The organism is Nonomuraea marmarensis (assembly GCF_043197025.1).
Lineage (GTDB): Bacteria > Actinomycetota > Actinomycetes > Streptosporangiales > Streptosporangiaceae > Nonomuraea > Nonomuraea marmarensis.
Genome location: NZ_JBICRM010000001.1, coordinates 579,566 through 604,974, shown reverse-complemented (window position 1 = coordinate 604,974; position 25,409 = coordinate 579,566). Strand labels below are relative to the sequence as shown.

General features: G+C 69.7%; 21 protein-coding genes. 7 read left to right on the top strand and 14 right to left on the bottom strand.

The genetic code is table 11. The features are described from left to right. The first annotated feature begins 60 nt into the window (after positions 1 to 60). The 3 genes from ACFLIM_RS02945 to ACFLIM_RS02935 all read left to right on the top strand — a co-directional run bounded on the left by ACFLIM_RS02945 (position 61) and on the right by ACFLIM_RS02935 (position 2,873). Positions 61 to 1,062 (top strand): ABC transporter ATP-binding protein, encoded by a 1,002-nt coding sequence (locus tag ACFLIM_RS02945; protein WP_393161550.1) that lies wholly within the window; start codon positions 61 to 63, stop codon positions 1,060 to 1,062. Continuing rightward, positions 1,046 to 2,059: an ABC transporter ATP-binding protein gene (locus ACFLIM_RS02940; RefSeq protein WP_393161548.1), complete on the top strand. Its 1,014-nt coding sequence runs from the start codon at positions 1,046 to 1,048 to the stop codon at positions 2,057 to 2,059. Before ACFLIM_RS02945 ends, ACFLIM_RS02940 begins: the two co-directional genes overlap by 17 nt. A 169-nt stretch (positions 2,060 to 2,228) precedes the next feature. Further along, positions 2,229 to 2,873, top strand: coding sequence for a biliverdin-producing heme oxygenase (locus tag ACFLIM_RS02935; protein WP_393161546.1), 645 nt, complete (start codon positions 2,229 to 2,231; stop codon positions 2,871 to 2,873). 9 nt (positions 2,874 to 2,882) lie between these two features. On the opposite strand, the gene ACFLIM_RS02930 is transcribed toward ACFLIM_RS02935, so the two are convergent. From ACFLIM_RS02930 to ACFLIM_RS02900, 7 genes are all read right to left on the bottom strand, one after another. Further along, the gene (locus ACFLIM_RS02930) at positions 2,883 to 4,514 is read right to left on the bottom strand and encodes a glycoside hydrolase family 13 protein (protein WP_393161544.1); all 1,632 of its coding nucleotides are present in this window, start codon (positions 4,512 to 4,514) and stop codon (positions 2,883 to 2,885) included. Positions 4,515 to 4,565: 51 nt separating this feature from the next. Continuing rightward, positions 4,566 to 7,013, bottom strand: coding sequence for a CBM35 domain-containing protein (locus ACFLIM_RS02925; RefSeq protein ID WP_393161542.1), 2,448 nt, complete (start codon positions 7,011 to 7,013; stop codon positions 4,566 to 4,568). A gap of 43 nt (positions 7,014 to 7,056) precedes the next feature. Beyond that, positions 7,057 to 8,007 carry a carbohydrate ABC transporter permease gene (locus tag ACFLIM_RS02920; protein WP_393161540.1) on the bottom strand — a complete coding sequence of 317 codons (951 nt, stop codon included), beginning with the start codon at positions 8,005 to 8,007 and terminating at the stop codon, positions 7,057 to 7,059. A 1-nt stretch (position 8,008) separates the two neighbouring features. Then, the gene (locus ACFLIM_RS02915) at positions 8,009 to 8,926 is read right to left on the bottom strand and encodes a carbohydrate ABC transporter permease (RefSeq protein ID WP_393161538.1); all 918 of its coding nucleotides are present in this window, start codon (positions 8,924 to 8,926) and stop codon (positions 8,009 to 8,011) included. Between the two features lie 15 nt (positions 8,927 to 8,941). Further along, a complete protein-coding gene (locus ACFLIM_RS02910) occupies positions 8,942 to 10,297 on the bottom strand; it encodes an ABC transporter substrate-binding protein (RefSeq protein ID WP_393161536.1) in 1,356 nt (451 codons plus the stop codon). A 201-nt stretch (positions 10,298 to 10,498) separates the two neighbouring features. Beyond that, positions 10,499 to 11,500, bottom strand: coding sequence for a LacI family DNA-binding transcriptional regulator (locus ACFLIM_RS02905; protein WP_393161534.1), 1,002 nt, complete (start codon positions 11,498 to 11,500; stop codon positions 10,499 to 10,501). An 82-nt stretch (positions 11,501 to 11,582) separates the two neighbouring features. After that, the gene (locus ACFLIM_RS02900) at positions 11,583 to 12,710 is read right to left on the bottom strand and encodes a Fic family protein (protein ID WP_393161532.1); all 1,128 of its coding nucleotides are present in this window, start codon (positions 12,708 to 12,710) and stop codon (positions 11,583 to 11,585) included. A gap of 119 nt (positions 12,711 to 12,829) precedes the next feature. On the opposite strand from ACFLIM_RS02900, the gene ACFLIM_RS02895 reads away from it, so the two are divergent. Next, entirely contained in the window at positions 12,830 to 13,429 is a 600-nt protein-coding gene (locus ACFLIM_RS02895) for a TetR/AcrR family transcriptional regulator (protein ID WP_393161530.1), read from the top strand. Continuing rightward, on the top strand, positions 13,426 to 14,844 hold the full coding sequence (locus ACFLIM_RS02890; protein ID WP_393161528.1) for an MFS transporter: 1,419 nt from the start codon (positions 13,426 to 13,428) through the stop codon (positions 14,842 to 14,844). The genes ACFLIM_RS02895 and ACFLIM_RS02890 overlap by 4 nt, the downstream gene beginning before the upstream one ends. Here the strand turns inward: ACFLIM_RS02890 and ACFLIM_RS02885 are convergent. Beyond that, entirely contained in the window at positions 14,841 to 16,070 is a 1,230-nt protein-coding gene (locus ACFLIM_RS02885) for a cytochrome P450 (RefSeq protein ID WP_393161526.1), read from the bottom strand. The two genes, ACFLIM_RS02890 and ACFLIM_RS02885, sit on opposite strands and share 4 nt — an antisense overlap. 120 nt (positions 16,071 to 16,190) lie before the next feature. Here ACFLIM_RS02885 and ACFLIM_RS02880 point away from each other — a divergent pair, with 120 nt between their 5' ends. After that, positions 16,191 to 17,567 carry an FG-GAP-like repeat-containing protein gene (locus ACFLIM_RS02880; RefSeq protein WP_393161524.1) on the top strand — a complete coding sequence of 459 codons (1,377 nt, stop codon included), beginning with the start codon at positions 16,191 to 16,193 and terminating at the stop codon, positions 17,565 to 17,567. An 8-nt stretch (positions 17,568 to 17,575) separates the two neighbouring features. Here the strand turns inward: ACFLIM_RS02880 and ACFLIM_RS02875 are convergent, their stop codons facing one another. The 6 genes from ACFLIM_RS02875 to ACFLIM_RS02850 are packed head-to-tail and all read right to left on the bottom strand — an operon-like array spanning position 17,576 to position 23,397. Beyond that, positions 17,576 to 19,024 (bottom strand): sensor histidine kinase, encoded by a 1,449-nt coding sequence (locus tag ACFLIM_RS02875; protein WP_393161522.1) that lies wholly within the window; start codon positions 19,022 to 19,024, stop codon positions 17,576 to 17,578. Between the two features lie 14 nt (positions 19,025 to 19,038). Continuing rightward, on the bottom strand, positions 19,039 to 19,731 hold the full coding sequence (locus ACFLIM_RS02870) for a response regulator transcription factor (protein WP_393161520.1): 693 nt from the start codon (positions 19,729 to 19,731) through the stop codon (positions 19,039 to 19,041). After that, positions 19,728 to 20,267 carry a hypothetical protein gene (locus ACFLIM_RS02865; RefSeq protein WP_393161518.1) on the bottom strand — a complete coding sequence of 180 codons (540 nt, stop codon included), beginning with the start codon at positions 20,265 to 20,267 and terminating at the stop codon, positions 19,728 to 19,730. The genes ACFLIM_RS02870 and ACFLIM_RS02865 overlap by 4 nt, the downstream gene beginning before the upstream one ends. A 12-nt stretch (positions 20,268 to 20,279) precedes the next feature. Further along, positions 20,280 to 21,539, bottom strand: a complete 1,260-nt coding sequence (locus tag ACFLIM_RS02860; RefSeq protein ID WP_393161516.1) for an ABC transporter permease — start codon at positions 21,537 to 21,539, stop codon at positions 20,280 to 20,282. Then, positions 21,536 to 22,291: an ABC transporter ATP-binding protein gene (locus ACFLIM_RS02855; RefSeq protein WP_393161514.1), complete on the bottom strand. Its 756-nt coding sequence runs from the start codon at positions 22,289 to 22,291 to the stop codon at positions 21,536 to 21,538. Before ACFLIM_RS02855 ends, ACFLIM_RS02860 begins: the two co-directional genes overlap by 4 nt. Then, a complete protein-coding gene (locus ACFLIM_RS02850) occupies positions 22,288 to 23,397 on the bottom strand; it encodes an efflux RND transporter periplasmic adaptor subunit (RefSeq protein WP_393161512.1) in 1,110 nt (369 codons plus the stop codon). Before ACFLIM_RS02850 ends, ACFLIM_RS02855 begins: the two co-directional genes overlap by 4 nt. 176 nt (positions 23,398 to 23,573) lie before the next feature. Here ACFLIM_RS02850 and ACFLIM_RS02845 point away from each other — a divergent pair, with 176 nt between their 5' ends. Continuing rightward, a complete protein-coding gene (locus tag ACFLIM_RS02845) occupies positions 23,574 to 25,376 on the top strand; it encodes an efflux RND transporter periplasmic adaptor subunit (RefSeq protein WP_393161510.1) in 1,803 nt (600 codons plus the stop codon). Positions 25,377 to 25,409: the final 33 nt, after the last annotated feature.

Genomic DNA, 25,409 nt, shown 5'->3' with positions numbered 1-25,409 from the left:
TTTTCCGGCAAGCAAGCATGAGTAAACGCCAGGTTTCGTCACAATCGAGAAGGGGGTGCGGTGAGCGAAGCACCGGTCCTCGAAATTCGCGATCTCCACGTCACGTTCACCGCGCACGGGCGCGAGATCCCAGCGGTGCGCGGGGTGGACCTGACCATCGAACGCGGCCAGACGCTGGCGCTGCTCGGCGAGTCCGGCTCGGGCAAGTCCGTCACCGCCAAGGCCGTCATGGGCCTGCTCGACCAGCCGAACGTCCAGGTGCGCTCGTCCGTGGCCCGGCTCGGCGGCCGCGACCTCCTCACCATGTCCGCCGACTCGCTCCGGGCCCTGCGGGGCAGCGCGATGACGCTCGTCTTCCAGGACGCGTTGTCGGCGCTGAACCCGGTGCTGAGCATAGGTGACCAGGTCGGAGAGCTGTTCAGGGTGCATCGGGGCGTCTCGCGCAGGCAGGCCAGGGCGCGCTCGATCGAGCTGCTGGACCTGGTGGGCATCCCGGCCGCGGCCAAGCGCGTCGACGACTATCCGCACCAGTTCTCCGGGGGGATGCGGCAGCGCATCCTGGTGGCCATGGCGGTGGCGCTCGAACCGGACCTGATCATCGCGGACGAGCCAACGACCGCTCTGGACGTGACCGTGCAGGCGCAGATCCTGGAGCTCATCGACCGGTTGCGGCGCGAGCTGGGCACCGCCGTACTGCTGATCACCCATGACCTGGGGGTGGCGGCGGAGGTCAGCGACCGGGTCGCGGTGATGTACGCGGGGCGCATCGTGGAGAGCGGCGAGGTCGGAGAGCTGTACGACCTGCCCGCCCACCCGTACACCAGCGCTCTGCTCGCGGCCATTCCCGACCTGGAGAGCCCTTCCGCATCGCTGCGCGCCATCCCGGGCGCGCCGCCCAGTCCCGCTTCCGTGCCGCCGGGGTGCTCGTTCGCGCCGCGCTGTGACCGGGCCACCGACGTGTGCTCGACCACGCGTCCGGCGCTGACGCTCCTGGACACCGGCACGGACCGGTACGCCGCCTGCCACCATTCTGAGGAGATGCTCGATGGCGCCCTCGCCTGAACCCGCCGCGTCCGGCACGCGCGAACCTGCCGCCTCCGAGCCCGTGCTGCGTGCTTCCGGGCTGCACAAGACCTACCGCGGCGGGATGTTCTCCAGGGGCGGCGCGGTGCGCGCGGTCGCGGGCGTGGACCTGGAGCTGCACGCCGGGGAGACGCTGGGCATCGTCGGCGAGTCGGGCTGCGGCAAGTCGACCCTGGCCAGGATGCTCGTCGGCCTCGAACGCCCCGACCAGGGCGAGGTGACGTTCCGCGGGCGGCCGTTCTTCACCCGCGGAGGCGTGCCGCGCGACATCCGGCGGCGCGTCCAGATGGTCTTCCAGGACCCGTTGACCTCGCTCAACCCGCGCATGACCGTGCACGACATCGTCGCGGAGCCGTTGCGCGTGCACCGGCTGTCCCCGAACGCCCGCGCCATGCGGGACCGGGTCGGGGAGCTGCTGTCCCTGGTGGGGTTGTCCGCCGACCGGATGAACCGGTTCCCGTACGAGTTCTCCGGCGGGCAACGGCAGCGGATCGGCATCGCCCGCGCCCTGGCCACCGAGCCCGACGTGATCGTCTGCGACGAGCCGGTGTCCGCGCTGGACATGTCGGTGCAGGCGCAGGTGGTGAACCTGTTCGCGGAGTTGCAGCGCACGCTGGGGGTGGCGCTGGTCTTCATCGCCCACGACCTGGCCGTGGTACGGCACGTGTCGCACCGGGTGGGCGTGATGTACCTGGGCCGGCTGGCTGAGGTTGGGCCCGCGGCCGGGGTGTACGAGGCGCCCGCGCATCCGTACACGATGGCGTTGCTGTCGGCGGCCCCCGTGCCGAAGCCGCAACTGCGCGGCCGGTCGCGGATCCTGCTGGCCGGCGACCCGCCGAGCCCGGTGGCGCCGCCGCCGGGGTGCCGCTTCCACACGCGCTGCTGGAAGGCGACCGAGCGGTGCGCCGAGGTGGAGCCGGCGCTGGAGGCCGTCGGCGACCACTACGCCGCCTGCCATTACGCCGAACGCGCGTAGCCGCTGTCCCCCTCCGGCCCCCCGACGAGGTGACCTCTTGACTTCGCTCATCCTGGGTACGTGAGAGAGGAGGCAAACTTTGATGACATGGTGTCGTCATCTGCTTGACGCCGGATGCCGATGTTTGTGACACTTCGTCATGAAATGCCAGCGCTAGTTGAGGTGGGCCGTGACCGCACCGTTCTCCGAGACCTTGAGGAACGCCACCTGGGCCGACCACGAGTCTGCCGAGTCCGAGAGCTACCTCACGGAGCTGATGGGCGGCCGGTTGAGCGAGCACGAATACGGCGAGATGATCGCTCAACACTACTTCGCGTATACCGCGCTTGACGGAGTGTCGCGAGTGCTGGCCGATCACCCGGTGGCCGGCCGGTTCGTGTTCCCCGAGCTGTACCGCGAGCGGGCGCTGGAGCGCGACCTGGCGACCGTTTACGGGCCGGGCTGGCGGAGCAGGATCGCGCCGTCCAGGTCCACCCGCACCCTCGTCGCCCGGATCCACCAGGTCGCCGACTGGCCCGGCGGCTACATCGCCCACCACTACACCCGCTACCTGGGCGACCTGTCCGGTGGGCAGTTCATCCGGATGGAACTGCAGAAGATCTACGGCTTCCAGAAGGGCGGGGGCGTCGACTTCTACATCTTCGACGAGCTCGGCAGCCTGCCCCGGTTCAAGAACGAATACCGGGCCCGGCTGGACGAGCTCGACCTGGACGAGCGCGAACGGCAAAGGATCATCCGCGAGGTCAAGCTCGCGTACCAGCTGAACACCGAGGTCCTGACCGAGCTCCTCAACGTCGTCAAGACTGCCGCCTGAAACGGTGGGTCAGCGGCGCAGCCATGCGCAGGCGTCCGATGGCAGGAGGGCGTCCACCACAGGGACGCTGGCCAGCAGGACCTCCGAGTGGGCGGGCAGCGGGACGGGTTCGCCGGTGAAGTTGACCACGCAGGCGAAGTCTCCCCTGGTGAAGGCCACGACGCCCGGCGCGACCGCCAGCCAGGTCAGCGTCTGGGGCAGGCGGGCGAGCACGTCGCGGCGCATGGCCAGGGCGGCGCGGTAGAGGGAGAGCATCGAGCGAGGGTCGGCCGCCTGGGCCTCGGCGGTCAAGGCCTTCCAGGCGAGCGGCTGGGGAAGCCAGGGCTCGGCCTGCGCGTCCGGCGGCGAGAAGCCGAACGGCGGCTGGTCCCCTGACCAGGGGAGGGGGACGCGGCAGCCGTCCCGGCCCCGGTCGGTGTGGTTGGAGCGTTCCCAGGTGGGGTCCTGGAGCAGGTGCTCAGGAATGTCCTCCACCTCCGTCAGGCCCAGCTCGTCGCCCTGGTAGACGTAGACGCCGCCTGGCAGGGCGAGCGTGAGCAGGGCCGCCGCCCTCGCCCTGCGCACGCCGAGCTCCGGGTCGCTGGGGGCGCCGTGGCGTTTGTCGCCCATGTCGAAGGCGGTCTCGGCCCTGCCGTACCGGGTGACGTGGCGGATCGTGTCGTGGTTGGACAACACCCAGGTCGGTGGCGCGCCGACGGCGGCGTGGGTGGTCAGGGTGGCGTCGATCACCTCGCGCACGGGCCCGGCCTCCCAGGCCCCGCACAGGAACTCGAAGTTGAAGGCCGAGTGGAGCTCGCCGGGCCGGAGGTAGCGGGCGAACTGGGCCGGGGTGGGCAGCCAGACCTCGCCCACGAACACGCGCTCGCCCTCGTACGCGTCCGAGACCCGCCGCCAGGAGCGGTAGATCTCGTGGACGCCGTCACAATCCTGGTACGGCAAATCCGAAATATCAGGATCGCTGCCCACGTCCGGCAGCCCATCCTTCTTCACCAGCCCATGCGCCACGTCCACCCGGAACCCGTCCACCCCCCGGTCCAGCCAGAACCGCAGGATCTCCTCGAACTCCTCCCGGACCTCCGGATTCTCCCAGTTCAGGTCGGGCTGCTCAGGAGCGAACATATGCAGGTACCACTCCCCGTCCGCCACCCGGGTCCAAGCAGGCCCGCCGAAATAGGACTGCCAGTCGTTGGGCGGCGACTCCCCATGCTCGCCACGCCCCTCCATGAACCAGAAGCGATCCCTCGCAGAGCGAACCGCGAGCGCCTCGCGGAACCAGGGGTGCTGGTCCGAGCAGTGGTTGGGCACCAGGTCGACGATGATGCGCAGGCCGTGCGCGTGCACCTCCGCGATGAGCTCCTCGGCCTCGGCCAGCGTGCCGAAAACGGGGTCGATGTCCCGGTAGTCGGCGACGTCGTACCCGGCGTCGGCCATGGGCGAGACGTACCACGGCGTGAGCCAGAGGGCGTCCACCCCCAGGTCGCGCAGGTGCGGCAGGCGCCGCCGGAGCCCGGCGAGGTCGCCGATGCCGTCGCCGGAGCCGTCGGCGAAGCTGCGCACGTAGATCTGGTAGATCGCGGCGGTGCGCCACCAGGCGGACGGGGTGAGGGTCATGAACATGTACTCCTGACTGATGTTCGGCATGCGACGGGCGTCCCGCGACCCAGGCGCGGGACGCCTGCGACTGCTCGGCTGCTACCAGCCGCTGTTGCCCTGACCTCGGACGAAGGTGTAGCCGGTCAGGTTGTTCAGGCCACCGGAGGCGGCTCCGGTGACGGTGACGTTGTTCGCCGTGGCGCTGCCGGCCGCGCCGGCCTCGATGCCGTACGTGCCGGCCCCGGCGATGGTGACGCGGTCGAGGGTGAGGTTGCTGATCGTCTTCTGCCAGCTCAGCAGCAGCCCCTGGTACGTGCTGTCGTTGATGGTGACGTCCCTGACCAGCACGGGAGCGGTGATGTCGGCCGTGTCCGCGTAGATCCACAGGCCGCCGAGCTGGGCGGGCCAGTTGGGCTCGTACCCGCCGGTCCTGGCCAGCGTGTTGCGCTGCACCGAGGTCGTGCCGCTGAACGGCACCGGCGCGAAGCGGGTGCTGATGGCGATGCCGGCGGAGGCGGTGACGGTGTCGGACAGCAGGTTGTCCTCGACCCTGTTGCCCGAGCCGCCGTAGACGCCGACGGTGTTGGCCAGCATCGGCAGCGTGACCGTGTTGAAGGTGAACGCGCTGTTGGTGACGGGCGCGCCCTCCGAGAACATGGCCAGCCCGTCGTCGCCGGTGTTGCGTACGACGCTCTGGTCGAAGCGGGTGTTACGGACGTTCGCGTGGATGTTGACGCCGTCGGCGAACGTGTCGCGGATGCGGACGCCGGCGACGTACAGGCCGTCGGTACCCGAGTCGATCCACATGCCGACCTTGACGTGCTCCATCCAGACGTTGTGCACCAGCGAGCCGGTGCCGAAGTTGCCCTCGATGCCCGTGTCGAACGCCTGGTCGTCGCGGTAGCGCACGTCGCCGGCGATGGTCAGGTCGGCGATCTGCACGTTCGAGCCGGTGGCGTAGAAGCCGCCTTTGCCGTTCGTGCCGCGTACGGTCGTGTGCCACTGGCCGGCGCCGCGCACACTGACGCCGGCGACGTTGACGCGGGCGTTGATGACGAACGTGCCGGCCGGGATCCACACGCCCTTGCCCTGGGCGCGGGCGGCCGAGATCGCGCTGTTGATCGCCGCGGTGTCGTCGCCGGAGTCGTCCGCCACCGCGCCGTACGAGGTGACGGACAGGTGGTCGGCGGGCATGGCGTAGGCGGACCCGACCTGCTCGGTGTCGATGAGGTCGATCACGTAGTAGGGCGCCGTCGAGGAGGCGTCCTTCTGCAGCTTGAGCACGGTGCCCGCGGGCAGGTCGGTGAGACGGGCCCGCACCTCGTCGTAGAAGTGGTGCGGGCTGCCTCCCGCCGGGTCGTTGTGGTAGGGGTACGCGCCGTAGACCCAGCTGTAGGTGGACGACAGGGAGAGGTCTCGCAGCTTGGTCCCGTTGGCGTAGAGGGCGAGGGGCGCGGTGGTGCCGGTTCCCGCCGCGTTGTCCGGCACGACGTAGCGCACGACGATGGAGTTGGCCGGTTTCGTCAGCGTGAACTGGACATATTCCCCCGTCGCGTCCAGCTTCACGGCGCGGCGGCCCGACGACTCGGCGGCCTGCGTGAGGTAGGTGCGGTCGGGGCCGATGACACCGGCGTTCGTCGAGCCGCTCTCGGCCTCGTACTCGGTGTAGGGGACGGTGGCGCCGCGGGCGTTCAGGGTGCCCGCGCCGGCGACGCTGATGCCGTCGAGCCCGACGTTGCCCGTGTCGCCGGTGTCATACTGGTAGCCGATCAGGTTGAGGCCGGCGCGCAGGGTCGGCGTGTGCGTCGTGGTGAGCCAGCCGGTGCCCGCCGGGAGGGTGAGGCGGCCGGTTTTGAGGCCGTTCACGTAGGTGCTGAGCGTTTTCGCGCTGCCGGTGGTGTTGGTGTACCGAACGGTCGTGACGGCGCTGCCCGCGGCGGGCATGGTCACGGTGCGGATCGCACGGGCTCCCGTGCCGGTGAAGCCCGCCGCGTAGCCGGTGCCGCTGTAGCCGCCGGTCGAGGTCGCCACGGTCGCGCCGCCGGCGAGGAAGGCGGTCTCCATCTCGTACGGGAGCGCGGCGACGGGTTCCGAGACCGTGATGTTGTCCAGGTTGACGTTGCCCAGGTCCGTGGTGTCGAAGCGGTAGGCGATGGTGTTGGCGCCCGCCCTGAGGGTGAGCGTCTCGTCCTTGGTGCCCCAGGCGTTCCAGGCGCCGACCGGCGGTAGCACGGTCTGGCGGATCTTGGTGCCGTTGACGTACACGGACAGGGACATCGTCGCGCCCGTCCCGTTCGCGTACCGGAGGCTGACGGTAGCGGCGCCCGCCTGGGCGGAGACGGCGAAGGTGGTGGCGGCGTTGCCCTTGTTCCCGTCGGTGTAGCCGGCCACGAAACCGGTGCCGGTGTAGCCGCTGTGCTCGGTGTTGACCACCGCGCCGCCGGACAGGGCCGCCGACTCGGCCTCGTACTGGGTGGCGGCGGCGTGCGCGGGAACCGCCAGGGCGGCGAGGGAGAGCACGATGGCGAGTAACAGTCTTCGGAGCATGGCGAACTGAACTCCTTACCTTGTGGGGGGTGAATCCGCTGGATCAGCCCTTGAGGGCGCCGGCCGACAGGCCGTTGAGGATGCCGCGCTGGAAGATCATGAAGATGATGATCATCGGGATACCGGCGATGGCGAGCGCGGCGAACATCTCGTTCTGCGGTACGAACCCGGTGAAGGCCAGCCTGCTCAGCGCCACGCTCAGGCTCTGCGCCTGGGGATCGCGCAGCACCAGCAGCGGCCAGAGGAAGTCCTTCCAGGCCCCGATGATCGCGAAGATCGACACGACGGACAGCACCGGCCGCGACAGCGGCAACACGATGCTCCACAACATCCGGAACCGCCCGGCGCCGTCGATGGCGGCCGCCTCCAGCAACTCGCCCGGGATCCGGTCGAAGAACCGCTTGAGCACGTAGATGTTGAACGCGTTGGCCGCCGCCGGCAACCACAGCGCCCAGGGCGAGTCGACCAGGTTGACCCCGAAGATCGGCACGTCCACGACCGCCAGGTACTTCGGCACCAGCAACGCGTCGGCGGGCAACATGAGGCTGGCCAGGATCAGGCCCAGCACCACCTTGCCGAACACCGGCCGCAACTTCGACAGCGCGTACGCCGCCGCGACGTCCACGACCAGCGTGACGAGCCAGATCCCGGCCGTGTAGAAGGCGGTGTTGAGCAGGAACCGGCCGAGGTTCAGCCGCTCCCACGCGGTGGCGAAGGTCTCGGGATGCCAGGTGCGCGGGAGCAACGTGGGCACCGGCTCGGCCAGCTCCGCCGGCGTCTTCATGGCCCCGCTGACCATCCAGTACAGGGGGAAGATGAAGATCAGCGCGAACGCCGCGGCCATCACCGTCAGCGTGATCCAGTAGACGATCCTGCGATGCCCCCGGTTGAGGTCGGCCTCCGAGATCAGCGTCCGGGTGGTCGGCTCGCGCCGGACCCTGCGCCGGGGCCGGACCTCCGCGGTGGCCGGTCGTACGGTGGTCAGGGTAGTCATCTCAGTCCTTGTCGCGGGTCAGGCGCAGGTACGCGGCCGAGAACGCGCCGAGCACGACGAACAGCAACACGCTCATCGCCGCCGCCAGGCCGAAGTCGTTGTTGACCGTGAAGGCGTAGCGGTAGACGAGCACCATGACCGTGATCGTGTCCGGGTTGGTGGTGCCGGTGAGCTGGTACGGCTCGATGAACACCTGCATGGTCGCCACGATCTGCAACAGGAGCAGGACCAGCAGGATGAACCGCATCTGCGGCAACACCACGTGCCGGATTCGTTGCCAGACGCTCGCGCCGTCGAGCTCGGCGGCCTCGTACAGCTCGCTGGGGATGGTCGCCAGGCCGGCCAGGTACATGATCGTGGCCCCGCCCATGTTCGCCCAGGTCGAGACGAGGACCAGGGAGATCATGGCCATCTTCGGCGACTGGGTCCAGTCGGAGACGGGCAGGTGCAGCCCGGTCAGGATCGAGTTGAACAGGCCGTTGCCCGGGTCGTAGAAGTACTGCCAGAGGATCACGCTGACGATCGGCGGCAACATGACCGGCATGTAGACCGCGATCCTGAAGAAGCCCCTGAGATGCCGGAACTCGTTGATCACGATGGCGACCACGAACGGCACCGCGTACCCGAACAACAACGCCAGCCCGGTGAACTCCAGCGTGTTGCCCCAGGCCGTGAAGAACAGCGGATCGTTGACGAGCGCGCGGAAGTTGTCCCAGCCCACCCAGATCGCGTCCGTGACGAAGTTGACCTGCTGGAAGCTGAGGACGATGCCTCTGACCAGGGGGTACCAGGAGAACAGGGCGAAGCAGGCGATGCCGGCGGCGAGGAACGCCCAGGCCTGCAGGTTGTCGGCGACCTTCCTGCGCAACCAGGTGCTCTTGCCGGTCACGCGGTGTCGGTGCGCGGTGATGACCGCCATCGGGGGTGCTCTCTCCTACTTGACCGTGGCCAGGATCTGGTTGACCTGCTGCTCGGCGTCGCCCAGCAGCTTGTCGACGTCGGCGTTCTCGTCGGTCAGGACCTTCTGCATGACGGTGTCGAGGGCGGCGTAGACCTGCTGGGCGTTCGGCGGCTCCAGCTTGACCGGAATGCGGCCGAGCGCCGCGGCGAAGGGGGCGAAGTTCTCCGTGGGGATGGTGGCGTGCTTCTTGGTGGCCTCGATCAGCTTCTGCTCCGAGGCGCCGGTCCACACGTTCGGCTCGGGCAGGCCGACCGGCAGGCCCTTGGCCGCCGCCTTCTCGTTGTCGGAGGCGAGGCGGTCGGGGTTCTTCTTGAACGTCAGCCAGGTCAGCCCGGCCTTGATCTTCTCCGGGCTCAGACCGGCCTTGAACATGTAGCCGGACCCGCCGCCGAGCGTGCCCAGACCGCCGGGGATCGGGCCCATGCCGTAGTTGTCGTACGTGCCCTTGAAGCGGGTGACGGTGTTCGTCAGGTCGCCCGTCGAGCCGATCTGCTGGCCGAGTTTCTCGGTGGCCATCAGCTTGACCAGGTCGTCGTACTCCAGGAGCTGGCGCTGGCCCATCGAGTCGTCGGTCCAGCGCATGTCCTTGAGCTGCTGCAGGACCTGCCGGCCCTTGTCGTTGTTGAAGGCGGCCCGCCACACGCCGCTGCCGTCCTTGACCGCGACGTCGCCGCCGACGGAGTAGAGCTCGGCGGTGAAGTGCCAGCCGCCGGTGTTGGACTTGCTGTAGTCGCCGTAGCCGACGACGCCGTCGCCGAGCGCGGCGATCTTCTTGGCGTTCTCCCGGACCTCGGCCCAGGTGGCAGGCGGCTTGTCCGGGTCGAGCCCGGCCTTCTCGTACAGCTTGCGGTTGTACAGCAGGCCCAGGGAGTAGTTGTCGTCCGGGAGCCCGTACACCTTGCCCGCCTGGTCGGAGAAGACCTGCATCAGCCCCGGCTTGTAGTCCTTGGTGACCGGGAACTCGGCCAGTTGGGGGCTGACGTCGGAGACCTGGCGCTTGGCGATGAGGTTTTGAGCGTCGGTGAGGTAGACGTAGAAGACGTCCTCGAGCTGGCCACCGGCGATCTTGGCGCTGAACGTCTGAGGGTCCATGAAACCCTCCTTGGCGTCGATCTTGATGTTCGGGTACTTGGCCTCGAACGTCTTGACGTTCTCCTCGAAGATGGCCCGGTTGTACTCGTCGGTCGCCGGGGGCAGCCCGTTGACCGTGATGGTCACCGGCCCTCCCGCCGACGCCGCGGGCTCGTCCGCCTGGCCGCCGCCGCAGGCCGCGCAGGCCATGGTCGCGCAGAGGGCCAGTGACAGCCCGAGGGCCTTACCGCGCTTCATCACTAGCGATCCCTTCCGTCTGTGGGTGGACCTGGGCAGCCCGGATCGCCAGCGGTACGCACGTGCCGCCGTTGGTGTTGAACGCTGGTTGCCGACGTGTCGCTTGGGGGTTTCTGAGCGCCGAGGTGTTGCCCAGAACCGTAGGACCGCACTCGCCGGATGTCCAGAGTGTGACGCAAGAATATTGCCGTGATATGAAATTTACTGACAGGTCGGCGGGCACATGCCAGTCGAGCTCCGCACGATCAGCTCCGGATCGAACAACACCTCGTCGACAGGGACCACATGGCCGTTGATCTGCGACATCAACGCGGCGACCGCCGCGCTGCCCATGGCCGCGATGGGCTGGCGCACGGTGGTCAGGGGCGGGTCGGTCACGTTCATCAGACTCGAGTCGTCGAACCCCACGACGGACACGTCGGCCGGCACCTTCAGGCCGAGCTTGCGCACCGCTCTGATCGCCCCGAGCGCCAGCGCGTCACTGGCGCACACCACGGCGGTGGCACCTTCGTTGACCAGCCGCGCCGCGGCGGTGGCGCCACCTTCCATGGAGAAGATCGTGTGCGCCACCAGCGCGCGCCACCCCAGGTCACGGGCATTGGCGGCGTAGGCGGCGAGCTTGCGGGCGGAGGGCACGTGCCCGACCGGCCCGAGGATCAGCCCGATCCGCTCATGCCCGAGCGCCCGCAGGTGCCCGAGCGCCTGCTGCACGGCGACACCGTCGTCCACGCACACGCGCGGCACGTCCAGGTTCTCGTCGGCGGCGTTGATCAGCACGATGGGCAACTTCCGCTCGCGCAACACCTTGACCTGGGCCGGGCCGGCATCGGCGTAGCTGCTGCCGATGAAGACGATGCCGCCGACGTTCTGCGCGAGCAGCATCTGCACGTAGTGTGCCTCGGGCAGCCCGTCGGCGGTGCGGGTGCACAGAACGGGCAGCAGATTGTGCCGGATGAGCTCGGTGACGACGAGCTCGGCCATGGCAGGAAAGATCGGATTCTGCAGCTCAGGCAGCACGAGCCCGATGAGCGGCGCGCGATCGTTGCGCAACTTCTGGGGCCGCTCGTAGCCGAAGACGTCGAGCGCGGTCAGCACGGAGTCGCGGGTGGCCTGGGCGATCCCGGGCTTGTCGTGCAACACCCGGCTGACGGTCGCCACACTCACCCCGGCGAAGGCGGCCACATCGGAGAGTCGTCTCGGCATGGACCTGATGTTACAACGATGACCGCAAGAATGAAAATGAACAACGCAAAAAATCGACACTCATGCGACGAGTCGGGGGTGATCAGCGATAGGGATCCCGCAGCGGAGTCACCCGGTCGGCGAACTCGGTCTTGACCTCGGCCATCCGAGGCCCGGCCTGGTAATAGCGGCCCTTGGTCTCGCCATAGGGCTGCAGCCAGCCTTTGACGGCGAGATCGCGCAGGTCGCGGGCGGCCTGGCCCTGGCTGAGGTCCTCGTCGGCCTGATATCTGCTCCGGCGCAGCCGGCTGCTCACGAACGCCTCATAGAGCGCGGAGACACACCGCGTGTTGAGCCCGTCGGCGTCGACCTGCTCTTCCAGCAGCGTCCAGATCTCCCCGGCCTCGGCCAGCCGCCGCCCCACCCGCTGCGCCTGCATGTGATGCGCCCTGAGACAGAACCGCAGCCAGTCGAGAGTGTCGCCGTGAGGGCGCCACTGGCGCTTCTGGACCGCGCCGAGCACATCGTAATAGTCGATGGTGATGCGCTGCTCCCCGAGCCATTCCTCGATGGAGGAGAACTCTGGCGTCATGATCTGGTCCCGGCCGAGGACCAACGTCTGCAGGGCACGTGACATCCGGCCGTTTCCATCGCGCCATGGATGGATGCTCACGAGATTGAAATGAGCCATCGCGGCCCGTACGTAACTCGGCACCTCCAGGTCGCCCTCGTTGAGCCACGTGACCAGCTCGTCCAGAAGCCCGGGGACATGCTCGACATCCGGCCCTTCGTATACGACCTCACCGGAGAACGAGTCTCGGACCCAGATGCTTCCTGGTCGTATCACCCCGGGGGTCTTGTGCCGGTGATGGCCGATCATCATGAAGTTGAGCGCGTTGAGCACTCCCACGTCGTAGCGGAACGCGGGAGCCCGTGACAGCAGCCCGATGTAGGTCAGCGCCTGCTGGTAGCCCGCGATCGCTTTCGTGACCGAGGCGGATGCTTCGAGGGGCTCCTCGCCCGACATGATCGACTGGATGTCCTCGACGCTGGCCCGATAGCCCTCTATGGAGTTCGACCCCTGGATCGCCCGCGCCTGGAGCTGCCTGCGGAGCTGGCCGTCCCAGCGGTGGGTCTCGGCGAGGCGGTATTTCAGGTCCTGTCGCATGTCCTCGATCTCGGCGAGCACCGTCTTGTCGGCGGCCTGGAGCGAGGGAGTTCCGTACAGCATGGGTCCATGAAAGCATGAATTAATCATTCCACCAAATGACCGAATGATTTATCGTATATGTCCGACAAGGCAACGGATGTTGGGGGATGGGACCGCGGGGGCGGCCTACGATGGGGCCTATGCCCCGCATCTCCGCCGCCACCATCGGCGAGCATCGTGCCCAGACGCGCGACCGCATTCTGCAGGCCGTCTCGCGGCTGTCCAGGGTGCAGGGCATCGACGCCATCTCCATGACGGACGTGGCCGGCGAGGCCGGCATCACCCGCACCGTGCTCTACAACTACTTCCCGGACAAGGCGGCACTGTTGCTCGCGTTCACCGAGCGGGTGACTCAGTACTTCATCGACAGTTTTGAACGGGAGTTGCCTGCCGAGGCCTCTCCCGCTGATCGGTTGCGGGCGTTCGTACGGTTGCAGCTCGCCGGGTTGCTCGCCCATCCGCATCCGGGTGCCGCCGATCTCAGCGCCGCCCTCGGGCCGGCTGCATATCAGCAGCTGGCCGAGCACGTCGAGCCCATGCAGCGCATTCTGGTGGAGATTCTGGAGAGCGGGGTCGAGGCCCGGGATTTCCGGGTGATCGATGTCGGAGCCACGGCTCGGCTGATTCTCGCTGTCGTGGGGGCTGAGCGGGTGCCGCTGATCAGCGGGGATGTCACGGTGGAGGCGGCTGGGGAGCTGGTGTCCGAGTTCGTGCTGCGGGCTCTTGGCAGTAACTCATGACGTCCGAGCCCGAAGCGCTGCACACGAACGGTCACGTCCAGCTCAAGTCGGCGCGCGGCCGGTGGATCCTGGCGACGACCGTGCTCGGTTCCGGGATGGCGTTGCTCGACAGCACCGTGGTTAACGTCGCGCTGCCGTTCCTGGGCCGAGAGCTCGACGCGGGCATGGCCGGGCTGCAGTGGACGATCAACGCCTACACGCTCACCCTGGCCGGGCTGATCCTGCTCGGCGGCTCCCTGGGAGATCGCTACGGGCGGCGCAACGTCTTTCTCATCGGCGTCGTCTGGTTCGCCGTCGCGTCCGCGCTGTGCGGGTTGTCGCCGAACGTCGAGTTCCTGATCGGGGCCCGGGCACTGCAGGGCATCGGCGGGGCGTTGCTCACCCCCGGGTCGCTGGCGATCATTCAGGCGTCGTTCGTCCGGCATGATCGGCCCCGGGCCGTGGGGGTGTGGTCGGGGCTCGGCGGGGTGGCCAGTGCCATCGGGCCGCTGCTGGGCGGGTGGCTGGTGCAGACGGCCGGATGGCGGTGGGCGTTCCTGATCAATCTGCCGTTCGCCCTGCTCGTCGTCCTCGTCACGTTGCGGCATGTGCCCGAGAGCCGGGACGAGCAGGCGGCGGGGCGGTTCGACGTGCTCGGGTCCGTGCTGGCGGCGCTGACTCTCGGTGGGGTCACCTATGGGCTGATCCAGCAGGGGGCGCCCATCCCGTTGATCGCGGGGCTCGCGCTCGGGGTGGCGTTCGTGGTGACCCAGATCCGCAGGTCGCCGGACGCGCTGGTGCCGGTGGGGATCTTCCGCAATCACGTGTTCACGGCGGTGAACGTGGTGACGCTGATCATGTACGCGGCCATGGGCGTGGTGTTCTTCCTGCTGGTCGTGCAGCTCCAGGTGGTGTCCGGCTTCTCCCCCATCGCGGCCGGGATGGCGATGTTGCCGACGACGATCCTGATGCTGCTCCTGTCGGCCAGGGCCGGGGACGTGGCCAAGCGGTTCGGGCCGCGCTGGCCGATGACGCTCGGGATCCTGGTGGCCGGGGTCGGGTTCCTGTGGATGAGCACGATCGGGCCCGGCGCCTCCTACCCGCTCCAGGTGCTCCCGGCGGTCACCGTGTTCGGTCTCGGCCTGTCGGCGGCGGTGGCGCCGCTGACCGCCACCGTGCTGGCCACGGCCGACGAACGGTACGCGGGCACGGCCAGCGGCATCAACAACGCCGTGGCCCGCACCGGCAGCCTGCTCGCGGTGGCCGCCGTGCCGCCCCTGGTCGGGCTGGTGGGCAAGGCGTTCGAGCAGCCGCCGGTGTTCAACGCCGGGTTCCGGACGGCGATGCTGATCAGCGCCGCCATGATGGTGGTGGCGGCCCTGATCACGTTCTTCACCATCAGGACGAACATCCTGATGTCCGACGACGATGACTAGAAGCTGAAGGGCTGGCTGCGGACGCTGTTGTCGAAGTTCGACAGGAGCAGCTCCGGCTCGCCGACCGAGCGGAGGCCCGGGAGCCTGGTCAGCAGCTCGCGGAACATCGTCCGCATTTCCTGCCTGGCCAGGTTGGCGCCCAGGCAGAAGTGCGGTCCCGGGCCGCCGAAGCCCACGTGCGGTTTGGTGTCGCGGGTGACGTCGAACGTGTCCGCGTCCGTGAACACCGACTCGTCCCGGTTGGCCGAGCCGTAGAACAGCACCACCTTGTCGCCCTGCTTCAACTCCAGGCCGCGCAGCGAGTAGTCCTCGGTCACCGTGCGGCGGAACTGCATGATGGGCGACACGTAGCGGACCATCTCCTCGATCGCCCCGTTGATGTGCGTGTCGAAGTCGCTCATCAGCAGCTCGCGCTGCGCCGGGTTCTCGGTGAGGAGCCTGATCCCGTGGGCCATCGTGTTGCGGGCCGTCTCGTTGCCCGCGACCAGCAGCAGCGCGAAGAACGAGCCGAGCTCCTTGTCGGTCAGCTTCTCCCCGTCCGGGTTGGCGTTGACCAGCAGGGACACCAGGTCGCCCTTGGGGTCGGCGACGCGTTCGTGGCCGAGCTTGATGACCATGCGCTGCAGGGCCAGCAGCGCCAGCATGTTCTGGCCGGCCAGTTGCACGCTGCGCGCGAGGCTGGGGCGCACGCCGGTGTAGGCGGTGGAGATGTCCACGTGCTGGTGGACCTTGGCCCGCAGCTCCTGCGGGATGTCGAGCATGTCGCAGATGACGTGGATGGGGAGCTTGGCGGCGACCTGGCCGACGAAGTCGCGCGGGCCGTCCCTGACGACGTCGTCCACGATGCGGGCGCAGGCGGCCTCGATGTCGCTCTGCAGGCCGGCCAGCATCTTCGGGCTGAACGAGCGGGTGACGATCCGGCGCAGCCGGGCGTGCCGCGGGTCGTCCAGGTTGACCATCGACTCGCCGAACACCTGCTTCACCCAGCCCGGCGGCTCCGGGTTGGTCACGGCGGGCTCGCTGGAGAAGATCTTGGCGTTGCGACTGGCCTCGACCACGTCCGCGTGGCGGACGAGGGCGTAGAAACCCTTGCCCGAGCGCAGGAACGGCACCTTCTTCTCGGGGAAGAACACCGGCAGCTCCTGTTGCCGGAGCCGGGCGAACGCCTCATTCCGCTCTTTGAGGGGTCTGCGCCAGAAATCCAGATCCGCGAGGTCGATGTCCACCCGACTATCCTGGCACGTTCCCACCGCGCCGTGGATCAGCAGGCGATGTGCATCCTGCCCTCCTGGCCCGTTCTCGTGCCGTTCAGAACTGGTTCGACCTGTGTGGACATTACTTCCGGTATGAATGCGCTGCTCGCCGCCTGCCTGGTTCTTCCTCTCGCTTCCGGTACGGCCCCCACCGCGGCTCCGTCGTGCGCTGGGCATCCTCTCGACTTCGACGGCGACGGGCGACCCGACCTGGCCGTGGCCGCACCCTACGACGCCTCCAGGGCCGGTTCGGTGACCGTGATGTATGGGTCCGGGAAGAAGGTGAAGCTCACGCAGGACGGCGCGGAGCCGGGCGATTCGTTCGGGTCGGCGCTGGCCGTGGGCGACTTCAACGGGGACAGGTGCGCGGACCTGGCCGTGGGCGTGTCGGAGGAGTTCGTCGGGAAGCGGGTGGCCGGCGGCGACGGGAACGGGGTCGTCCAGGTCTTCAACGGGTCCGCCGAGGGGCTGGTCGCCGGTGAGCAGCTGGCGCTGGCGAAGCCGTCGAGCGATCGGTTCGGGGCTTCGCTGGCGGCCGGGGATCTCGATGGCGACGGCAAGGACGAGCTGGCCGTCGGGGCGCCCAGCCATCGGTCCGGCGGGGCGGTGACGGTCTACTGGATGAAGGGGCGCAAGCCGTACCAGATCACTCAGAAGACGCCGTGGGTGGGGCAGGCGGCGAGCGTGACGGATCAGTGGGGTGCGGCGCTGGCCACCGGGGACTTCGACGGCGACGGGCGGGACGAGCTGGTGGTCGGCGCGCCCGCCGACAGCGTCAAGCTGGACGGGCAGGGGTCCGCCACGATGATCGACGTGCGGGGGAAGCGGGCGCGGCAGTTCACGCAGAGCAGCCCTGGCATCAAGGGGGCCTCCGAGAAGTGGGACGCGTTCGGGGCCTCGCTGGCCACCGGGGACTTCAACGGGGACGGGAAGGCGGACCTGGCCATCGGGGTGCCCGGTGAGGGGCTCAGCGAGAACCAGCGGGCCATGGACTACGGCGATGGCACGGTGGACGTCCTGTACGGGTCCCGGAGCGGGCTGAGCACCTCCAAGAGCGAGGCCTGGTCGCAGAACACGCTGGAGGGCATCCCCCGCTACTACGACCGCTTCGGGGCGTCTCTGGCGGCCGGTGACTTCAACGGCGACGGCAGGGACGAGCTGGCCGTCGGCGTGCCCGGGGAGAAGGCGGTGCAGGTGCTGGCCGGGCGCTCGGCCGGCGGGCTGACGCGGGTGGGGAACCTGCTGATCAAGGGCGAGGGACGCGACTTCGGCGCCTCGCTGGCCGCGCTGCCGGGCTGGGAGCGCTACCGGTCGCTGGCCAAGCAGCGCCCGCTGTACGGGCTCGTCGTCGCGGCGCCCGACCAGGGACTGGTCATGTACGCCCCCGGCTCGCGCGAGCCGGGCCTGAAACTGGGCAAGGTACGCCAGCTCAGCAAGGGCTCCGGCCTGTACGGCTACACGTTCGGCTGAGCGCGCGATCAGCTGGGGAGGATCACCCGGAACAGGGCCCCCTTGCCCGGCTCCCCCTCCGCCATGATGACGCCGCCGTGCGCCTCCACCAGCGTCGCCGCGATCGACAACCCCAGCCCCGAGCCGCCCGCGCTCCGCGCGGGATCCGCCCGGTAGAACCGCTCGAACACCCGCTCGGCCACCTCCGCCGAGAACCCGGGCCCTTCGTCGGCCACCTCCACCACGGCCTGCTCCCCGTCCACCCCGACCCGCACCTGGAAGGCCGTGCCGGCAGGGGTGTGGGTGAGCGCGTTCGTGACGAGGTTGTTGATCACCTGTCCGAGCCGCGACTCGTCGCCCGTCACGAGCACGTCCCCCTCTCCCCCGAACAACCGCACCAGCTCGATCCTCCGGTCGGGTGCCAGCGTCTGGGCGTCGATCACGGTCGTGGCGGCCAGGCTGAGCAGGTCCACGGGCCGCATCGCCAGCTCGCGCCGCTGGTCGAGCCGGGCCAGCAGCAGCATGTCCTCCACCAGCAGCCCCATCCGGGCCGCCTGCCCCTCGATGCGGCTCAGCAGCCGTACGGCCTCGGCCAGGTCCTTCTCCCGCCCCAGCCGGTACAGCTCGGCGAACCCCCTGATCGACGTCAGCGGCGTGCGCAGCTCGTGCGAGGCGTCGGCCATGAACCTGCGCATCAGCTCCTCGGACCGCCGGGCGGCGGTGGCGGACGCGCGGGCCGACTCGGCGGCCGTCTCCCGCTCGCGCGCGGCCACCTCGATCTGGGCGAGCATCGTGTTGAGCGACCGGCCGAGCTTGCCGACCTCGGTGGTGCCCGCCCAGAGGGGCACGCGGCGGGACAGGTCGCCGCCCGCGATGTCGTTGGCCGTGCGGGCGATCTCGCCGAGCGGGCGCAGACTCCGGCGTACCAGCCAGTAGCAGGCGAACCCGAGGACGATCAGCGTGCCTCCGCCGCCGACCGCCACGATGAGGGCGAGCTGGGAGACCGTGCCGTCCAGGTCGCCCAGGCTGATGGCGATCACCCGGCTCTCGCCGTACCGGCCCGGCACGGCGACGACCCGCCAGCTCGGGCCGCCCGGGTCGCGCGACTCGACGGTGAAGGGGCGGCCCTTGAGCGCCAGGACGGTGGCGCCGGTCAGCTTGGGCAGGGCGGGAATGTGCTCTTCCGTCGACTCGCTGATCGTCCTGATCGTGTCACCGGTCGCGTCCAGGATCACCGCGTGGAACAGTCCGAAGAAGCGTTGCGGGCGCACGCCGGGACGCTGGATCTCGGGTGGCGGGGGTGCGTCGCGGGCCGGGTTGCTGGCGGCGCTGAGCTGCTGGTCGACGCGCTCGACCAGGTAGCCACGCAACAACCGCACCGCGAACAGGCCGGTCAGCGTGATGGCGAGGGTGACCAGCAGCAGGGTGGCCGACACCAGCCGGAGCCACAGCGGCGCCCGCGAGAGCTGCTTCCGCATCTTCTTGAGCGCGCTCATATGCGGGGCGGCCGCAGGATGTAGCCGACCCCGCGCAGCGTGTGCAGGTATTTGCGCTCGCCGGTGTCCACCTTGCGCCGCAGATAGGACACGTACGACTCCACGAGGCCGACGTCGGTGCGCCAGTCGCCGTTCCAGACGTGGTCGAGGATCTGCGTCTTCGACAGCACCCGGCCCACGTTGAGCATGAAGTACCGCAGCAGCCTGAACTCCGTGGGCGACAGGCGTACCGGAACGCCGTCGCGCCAGACCTCGTGACTCTCCTCGTCCAGCTCCAGGTCGGCGATCTGGAGCCGGTTCGGCGGCGGCACGCCGCGCCGGGTCCTGCGCAGCACGGCCCGGATCCTGGCGATGACCTCCTCCAGGCTGAACGGCTTGGTCACGTAGTCCTCGCCCAGCCCCAGCCCGGCGAGCCTGTCCTCCGGCGTGTCCTTGGCGGTCACGAACAACACCGGGACCCGGCGGCCGCGGGACCGCAGCCTGCCCGCGACCGCCATGCCGTCGAGGTCGGGCAACATGACGTCGAGCATCACCAGGTCGGGCGAGCTCTCCTCGGCCACCCGCAGCGCCTCCTTGCCGTCGGCCGCGGTCAGCACTTCGAACCCGGCCATCCGCAGGCTGGCCGAGAACAGCTCCCTGATGTTGGGCTCGTCGTCGACCACCAGCAGCCTGGCCTCGGGCTCGCTCATCGCGGGCCTCCTCCCTGACCTCCCTGGGTGATCGACGCCGCCGTGACCGAGCCGTCGTCGCCCGGCTGTCCGCGTACCACGATCGTGGTGCCTGTCTTGAGATCGGTCACCTTACCGGCCTTGCTGATGGTGACCGCGGTCTGGTCGTCGGTGTTCACCGTGACGGTGGCGCCGTCCATGGTCTTGACGTAGACCTTGCCGCCCTCCACCTTCTCCACGGTGCCCAGGGTGGCCCCGCCGGCACCACCCATCCGCTGGCCACCACCCGGTTGCTGGCCGCGCTGGCCCCCGTAGCCGGGGGACTGGCCGAAGCCACCCTGCTGCTGGCCGTACCCTCCCGCGGGACGTTGCAGGGCAGCGGCCGGTACGCCCGACGCGCCGAACATCTTGCCCGCCTGGACGCCGATGAGGATCCCGGCCACCAGCACGACACCGGCGGCCAGCGCCAGCGTCAGCTTGGAGGCGCCCCTCTTCGGCTGGACGGCGAGCTCCTCCCCCAGGTCGTCGGGGTAGGGGGAGGAGTCGAGCTGGGCCATATGTCTTTCTCCTTACTCGTGGCGCAAGGCCTGGATCGGCCTGAGCTTGGCCGCCCTGTTGGCGGGATAACTGCCGAAGAACAGCCCGATCCCCACCGACACGCCCAGCGCCAGCGCGACCGACGACGGCACGAGGACCGGCTCGATGCCGGCGACGGTGAACCTGGTCCCCAGGAACGCCACCAGCACCCCGGAAAGCCCCCCGACCAGGCTCAGCAACGTGGCCTCCAGCAGGAACTGCCCCAGGATCGCGCTCCTGGGCGCGCCGATGGCCTTGCGGATGCCGATCTCGCGCGTGCGCTCCGTGACCGTCACCAGCATGATGTTCGTGATGCCGATGCCGCCCACCAGCAGCGAGATCGCGGCCACGGCGCCGAGCAGCACGGTGAAGGTGCCGGTCGCCGCGCTGACGGTCTCCTGCAACGTGGCCTGGTTGAGGATGCGGTAGTCGGGGTTGTCGTTCGTGATGCCGTGTCGTTGGTTGAGGATAGCCGTGACCTCGGACTGCGCCGCCGTCGTGGTCTCCGCCCCCGACGCCTGCACGACGACCGAGCCGAGCGCGCCGAACCCGCTCAGACTCTGCTGTACGGCGGGCAGCGGCGCGATCGCCACGTCGTCGGCGTCCTGCATGCCGGTGGACCCGGTCTCCTTCAGCACACCGACCACCGTGAACGGCACGCCGGACACGCTGACCTGCTTGCCGATCGGATCGACGGTCCCGAACAGCTCCTCCACCACGGTCTGCCCCAGCACCACGACCTTCCTGGCGGCCAGCACGTCGTCGTTGAAGAAGTACGTGCCCTTGGCCACGGACTTGTTCATGGCCTCGAAGTAGCTGGGGTACGTGCCGACGAACTGCGAGATCGCGTGGCTGGCGGGGCCGTACGTCGCGGTCGAGGAGGAGGCGTTCACGACCGGCGACACCGATTTGACGCTCGGCGCCAGGGTCTTGTCGGTCAGCGCCTTGGCGTCGGCCAGGCTGAGCTCCCTGGCCTGCGTGCGCGGGCCGGTGTTGCCGCCGCCCGCCTGTTGCCCGCGCTGGCCGCCGCCACCTCCGCCGCCTCCGCCCGAGAAGGACGGGGAGATCGTCAGGGTGTTGGCGCCGAGGCGCTGGATGTTCTGCTGGATGCTGCGCGAGGAGCCCTCGCCGACGGCGACCAGCATGATGACCGCGGCGACCCCGATGAGGATGCCGAGCGTGGTCAGCGAGCTGCGCATCTTGTTGGCCAGCAGGCCGCGCAGCGCGAAGCGGAGGATCTCGAGCTGGTTCACCTGGCCGCCACCCTGTCCTTCTCCGGCAGCCGCGGCGGCGGTCCGTCCACGGGCGCCTGGCGGCGGTCTTCCACGATCTCGCCGTCCACCAGCCTGATCACCCGCTTGGCGTGCTTGGCCACGTCGTCCTCGTGGGTGATGATCACAATCGTGCGGCCGGACTCGTTGAGCCGGTCCATGATCTCCAGCACGTCGCCGGTGGAGGCGGTGTCGAGGTTGCCGGTCGGCTCGTCCGCCAGCAACAGCGCGGGCGCGGTGACCAGCGCCCTGGCCACGGCCACGCGTTGCTGCTGGCCGCCGGAGAGCTGGTTCGGCTCGTGGTGCACGCGGTCGGTCAGGCCGACCTGCTCCAGCGCGGCCAGGGCGCGGGCGCGCCGGTCGGCCTGGCCGATGCCGCCGTACACGAGCGGCAGCTCCACGTTGGCCAGCGCGCTCATGCGCGGGATCAGGTTGAACGACTGGAAGACGAACCCGACCCTGCGGTTACGCAGGATGGCGAGCTGGTGCTCGTCCAGCCGGCCCACGTCGGCGCCGTCGATCAGGTACGTGCCGGAGGTGGGGATGTCGAGGCAGCCGAGGATGTTCATGAGGGTGGACTTGCCGGAGCCGGAGGCGCCCATGATGGCGACGTAGTCCCCACGCTCGACGTCCAGGCTGATGCCGCGCAGGGCGCGTACTCTGGCGTCGCCCTCGCCGTACTCCTTGACGAGGTCCCGCACGCGCAGGACGGGCACGGGGCCGGGGGCCGTCATCGCCCGCCTCCCGGCACGCCGCCGCCACCGCCGGGGAACCCTCCGCCGCCGCCGAACCGCAGGTTGGCTCCGCCGGTTGTGCCGGTCGTGGTGGCCGGTGGCACGATCTGGTCGCCCTCGGTCACGCCCGACTTGATCTCGGTCAACGACGTGCCGCGCACGCCGACCTCCACCGGGGTCCTGGTCTGCGTGCCGTTCCTGAGCAGGGTGACCGTGGTCTGGCCGCCGCTGGTGGAGACGGCGGTGGAGGGTACGGTGACGACGTCCTCGGCCTGGCCGGTCACGACCTCGACCGTGGCCGTCTGGCCCAGCCGCACCTGGCTCGGGACCTTCGTGAACGTGACCGTGACCGGATACTGCACGACGTTGTTGCTGGTGGATGCGACCGGCTGGATCTGGGTGACCTCGCCGGTGGCGGTCACCCCCGGGAGGGCGTCGAACGTGATCGTGGCCTCCTGGCCCTGCTTGAGCTTGCCGACGTCCGACTCGGTGAAGGTGCCGACGAGCTGCAGCTTGCCGGTGTCCGCCAGCTCGACGAAGCCGCTGGAGCTGCTGGAGCCCGAGCTCTGCGCCGCCGCGGTGGAGCCCGTGCCCGAGGTGGCGCCGGAGTTGTTGCCGCCCGAGCCGGAGCTGTTGCCGCCCACCGAGCCGTTCACCGCCGTGACCGTCCCCTTGAACGGGGCCTTCAGCACGGTGGCCGCGACCGTGCGCTGGGCCTCCCGGTAGGCGTTGCGCGCCTTGATGTAGGCGGCGTAGAGCTGGGCCGTGTCGGTCCCGTCGTCAACGGCGCCGTCGTACGTGGCCTTGGCCGCCGACAGGCTCTCCTGGGCGGCGTCATCGTCAAGTCTGGCCAGGATGTCTCCCTTGCCGACCTTCTCGCCGGCCTTGACGTAGATCTTCTCGACCGTGCCGGTCGTACCGAATGAGAGCGCTCGGGACTGGGAGCTCTCGACCGCGCCCGAGGCGGACACCGAGGCGGTTACGGAGCCGCGGCTCGCGGTCACCGTCCGCACGGTCGTATCCCCCGCCGCCCGGCCCGTGCCGAGCTGGGCATAGGCGAACGCGGCACCACCCAGCAGGAGCACGGCCAGCGCTCCGTTGGTCATCAGCGCTCTGCGCCTTGTCGACACCTTCACAGCCGGTGACCCTTGCACACTAGGCTGCGCCGCAGCCGCGAGCTAGCTGAACGTTCGCTGACAACCTGCGGGCCTCATCGGACACACAGGTAACTCTGAGGCTGTTTGCAGCCTGGCGTGAACCTGTTCCGCCAGGATGGGCGCCCATGAGACCGACTTTCGCGCTGGGCGGGCTCGCCCTGGCCGTGCTCGTCGCCGGGTCCGGCCTGGCGCTGGCGCTCCGCGACGACGCCCCGCCCACCGTCCAGGTACGGCTCGCCTCCGCCCAGCGCGGCCAGGTCACGGCCTCGGTCAGCGCTGCTGGGAGCACGGTGGACGGCTCGCGCAGGGACCTGGCCTTCGGCTCCTCGGGGACGCTGACCAAGGTCTACGTCAAGGTCGGGACCAAGGTGAAGAAGGGGCAGGTGCTGGCCCGGATCGACAGCCGGGGGGCGCGGGAGGCGTACACGGCGGCCCAGGCCGACCTGGCCGCCGCCGAGGAGGCCCTGGACGAGGCCTCGTCCTCCACCGCCACGACGGGCAGCGCGCCCGCGGCCTGCACCCCGGCCGGGGGCAACGCGACTCCCACGACCGGGGCCACCGGCAATGCCACACCGATCAGCGCGGCAATACCGACCACCCGGGCGACCGGCAACGCCATACCGATGATCGCGGCGATACCGACCACCCGGGCGACCGGCAACACGGCCCCCACCAGCACCGCGACCGGCGGTGCCGCCACGACGGCGACCGGCGGCACCGTGAACGGCGACGCGGCCGACGGCGGTGCGGGCGGCGCCTTCGGGCCGACGGCGTCTGCCTCCGCGAGCCCGAGTCCGACGCCGAGCCCCACCCGATCCCACACGGTCGCCCAGCAGTCGACGTCGAATTCCACCCGGTCCCAGACGGCCGACCCGCAGCCGACGGCCACAAAGACCCCGACGAGCACGCTGACCTCCGAGCCCACCGGTCCCAAGCCCCAGCCCACGGTCACGGTCACTGTCACGGCCACCGTCACGGCCACCACGACCGTCACAGCTACCCCGACCGGCGGCACCGGGAACGGCGGCACCGGGGAGCCCGGAGGTGGCCCGCCCTCGACCGGCGCCCCCTCCGCCACGGGCTCCCCCACCGGCAGGCCGTCCACCAGCGCCAAGCCGTCCACCAGCGCGAAACCGTCGACGAGCGGCAAACCGACCGGTGGCGGCAAGCCCTCGGCCAGGCCGAGCACCGGGGGGACGGGCGGCGGGCAGCCGGCGGGTTCGTGCGACCGGGGCACAGGCACGGGCACGAGCACAGGCACGGGGGCCAAGGCCGGGATGAGTGAGGACCAGGCCACCGCGAACGTGGACCGCGCCGAAGCCGCACTCGAACAGGCCGCGGACGCCGTCCGGGCGACCCGCATCGTGGCCCCGGCGGCGGGAACGATCCTGTCGGTGGCGGGCGGGGTCGGTGACACGGCGGGCACCGGCACCTTCGTCAGCCTCGGCGACCTGAACGAGCTCCAGGTCCAGGCCATGGTCACCGAGTCCGACGTGAACCGGCTCAAGCTCGGCCAGAAAGCCCAGGTCACCCTGGCCACCCGCAACGGAGAACACTACGAGGGCACGGTGACAGCGATCGCGCCGACCGCGACGGTGGACGGCCAGCTCGTCCGCTACTCGGTCACCCTCGCCTTCGACGAGCCACCGGCCGGGCTCATGCTCGGGCAGACCGCCTCGGTGACGGTCACCACGGACGAGGCCGAGGACACGATCTACGTGCCCGCCGCCGCCGTCCGCACCAGGTCGGACGGCACCCAGGTGGTCACGGTGCGCTCCGGCGGCCGCGACACGGCGAAGACGGTGCGCACCGGGGTACGCGGCGACCAGTACGTCGAGGTCACATCCGGTCTGGGCGAGAGCGACCAGGTGGTCATGTCGGGCGGCACGACGGGCGAGTTCCCCGACGGCAGCTGGCCAGGCGCCTGATCCGAGCACCGCCCGCGGGCATGGCAGGCGCCA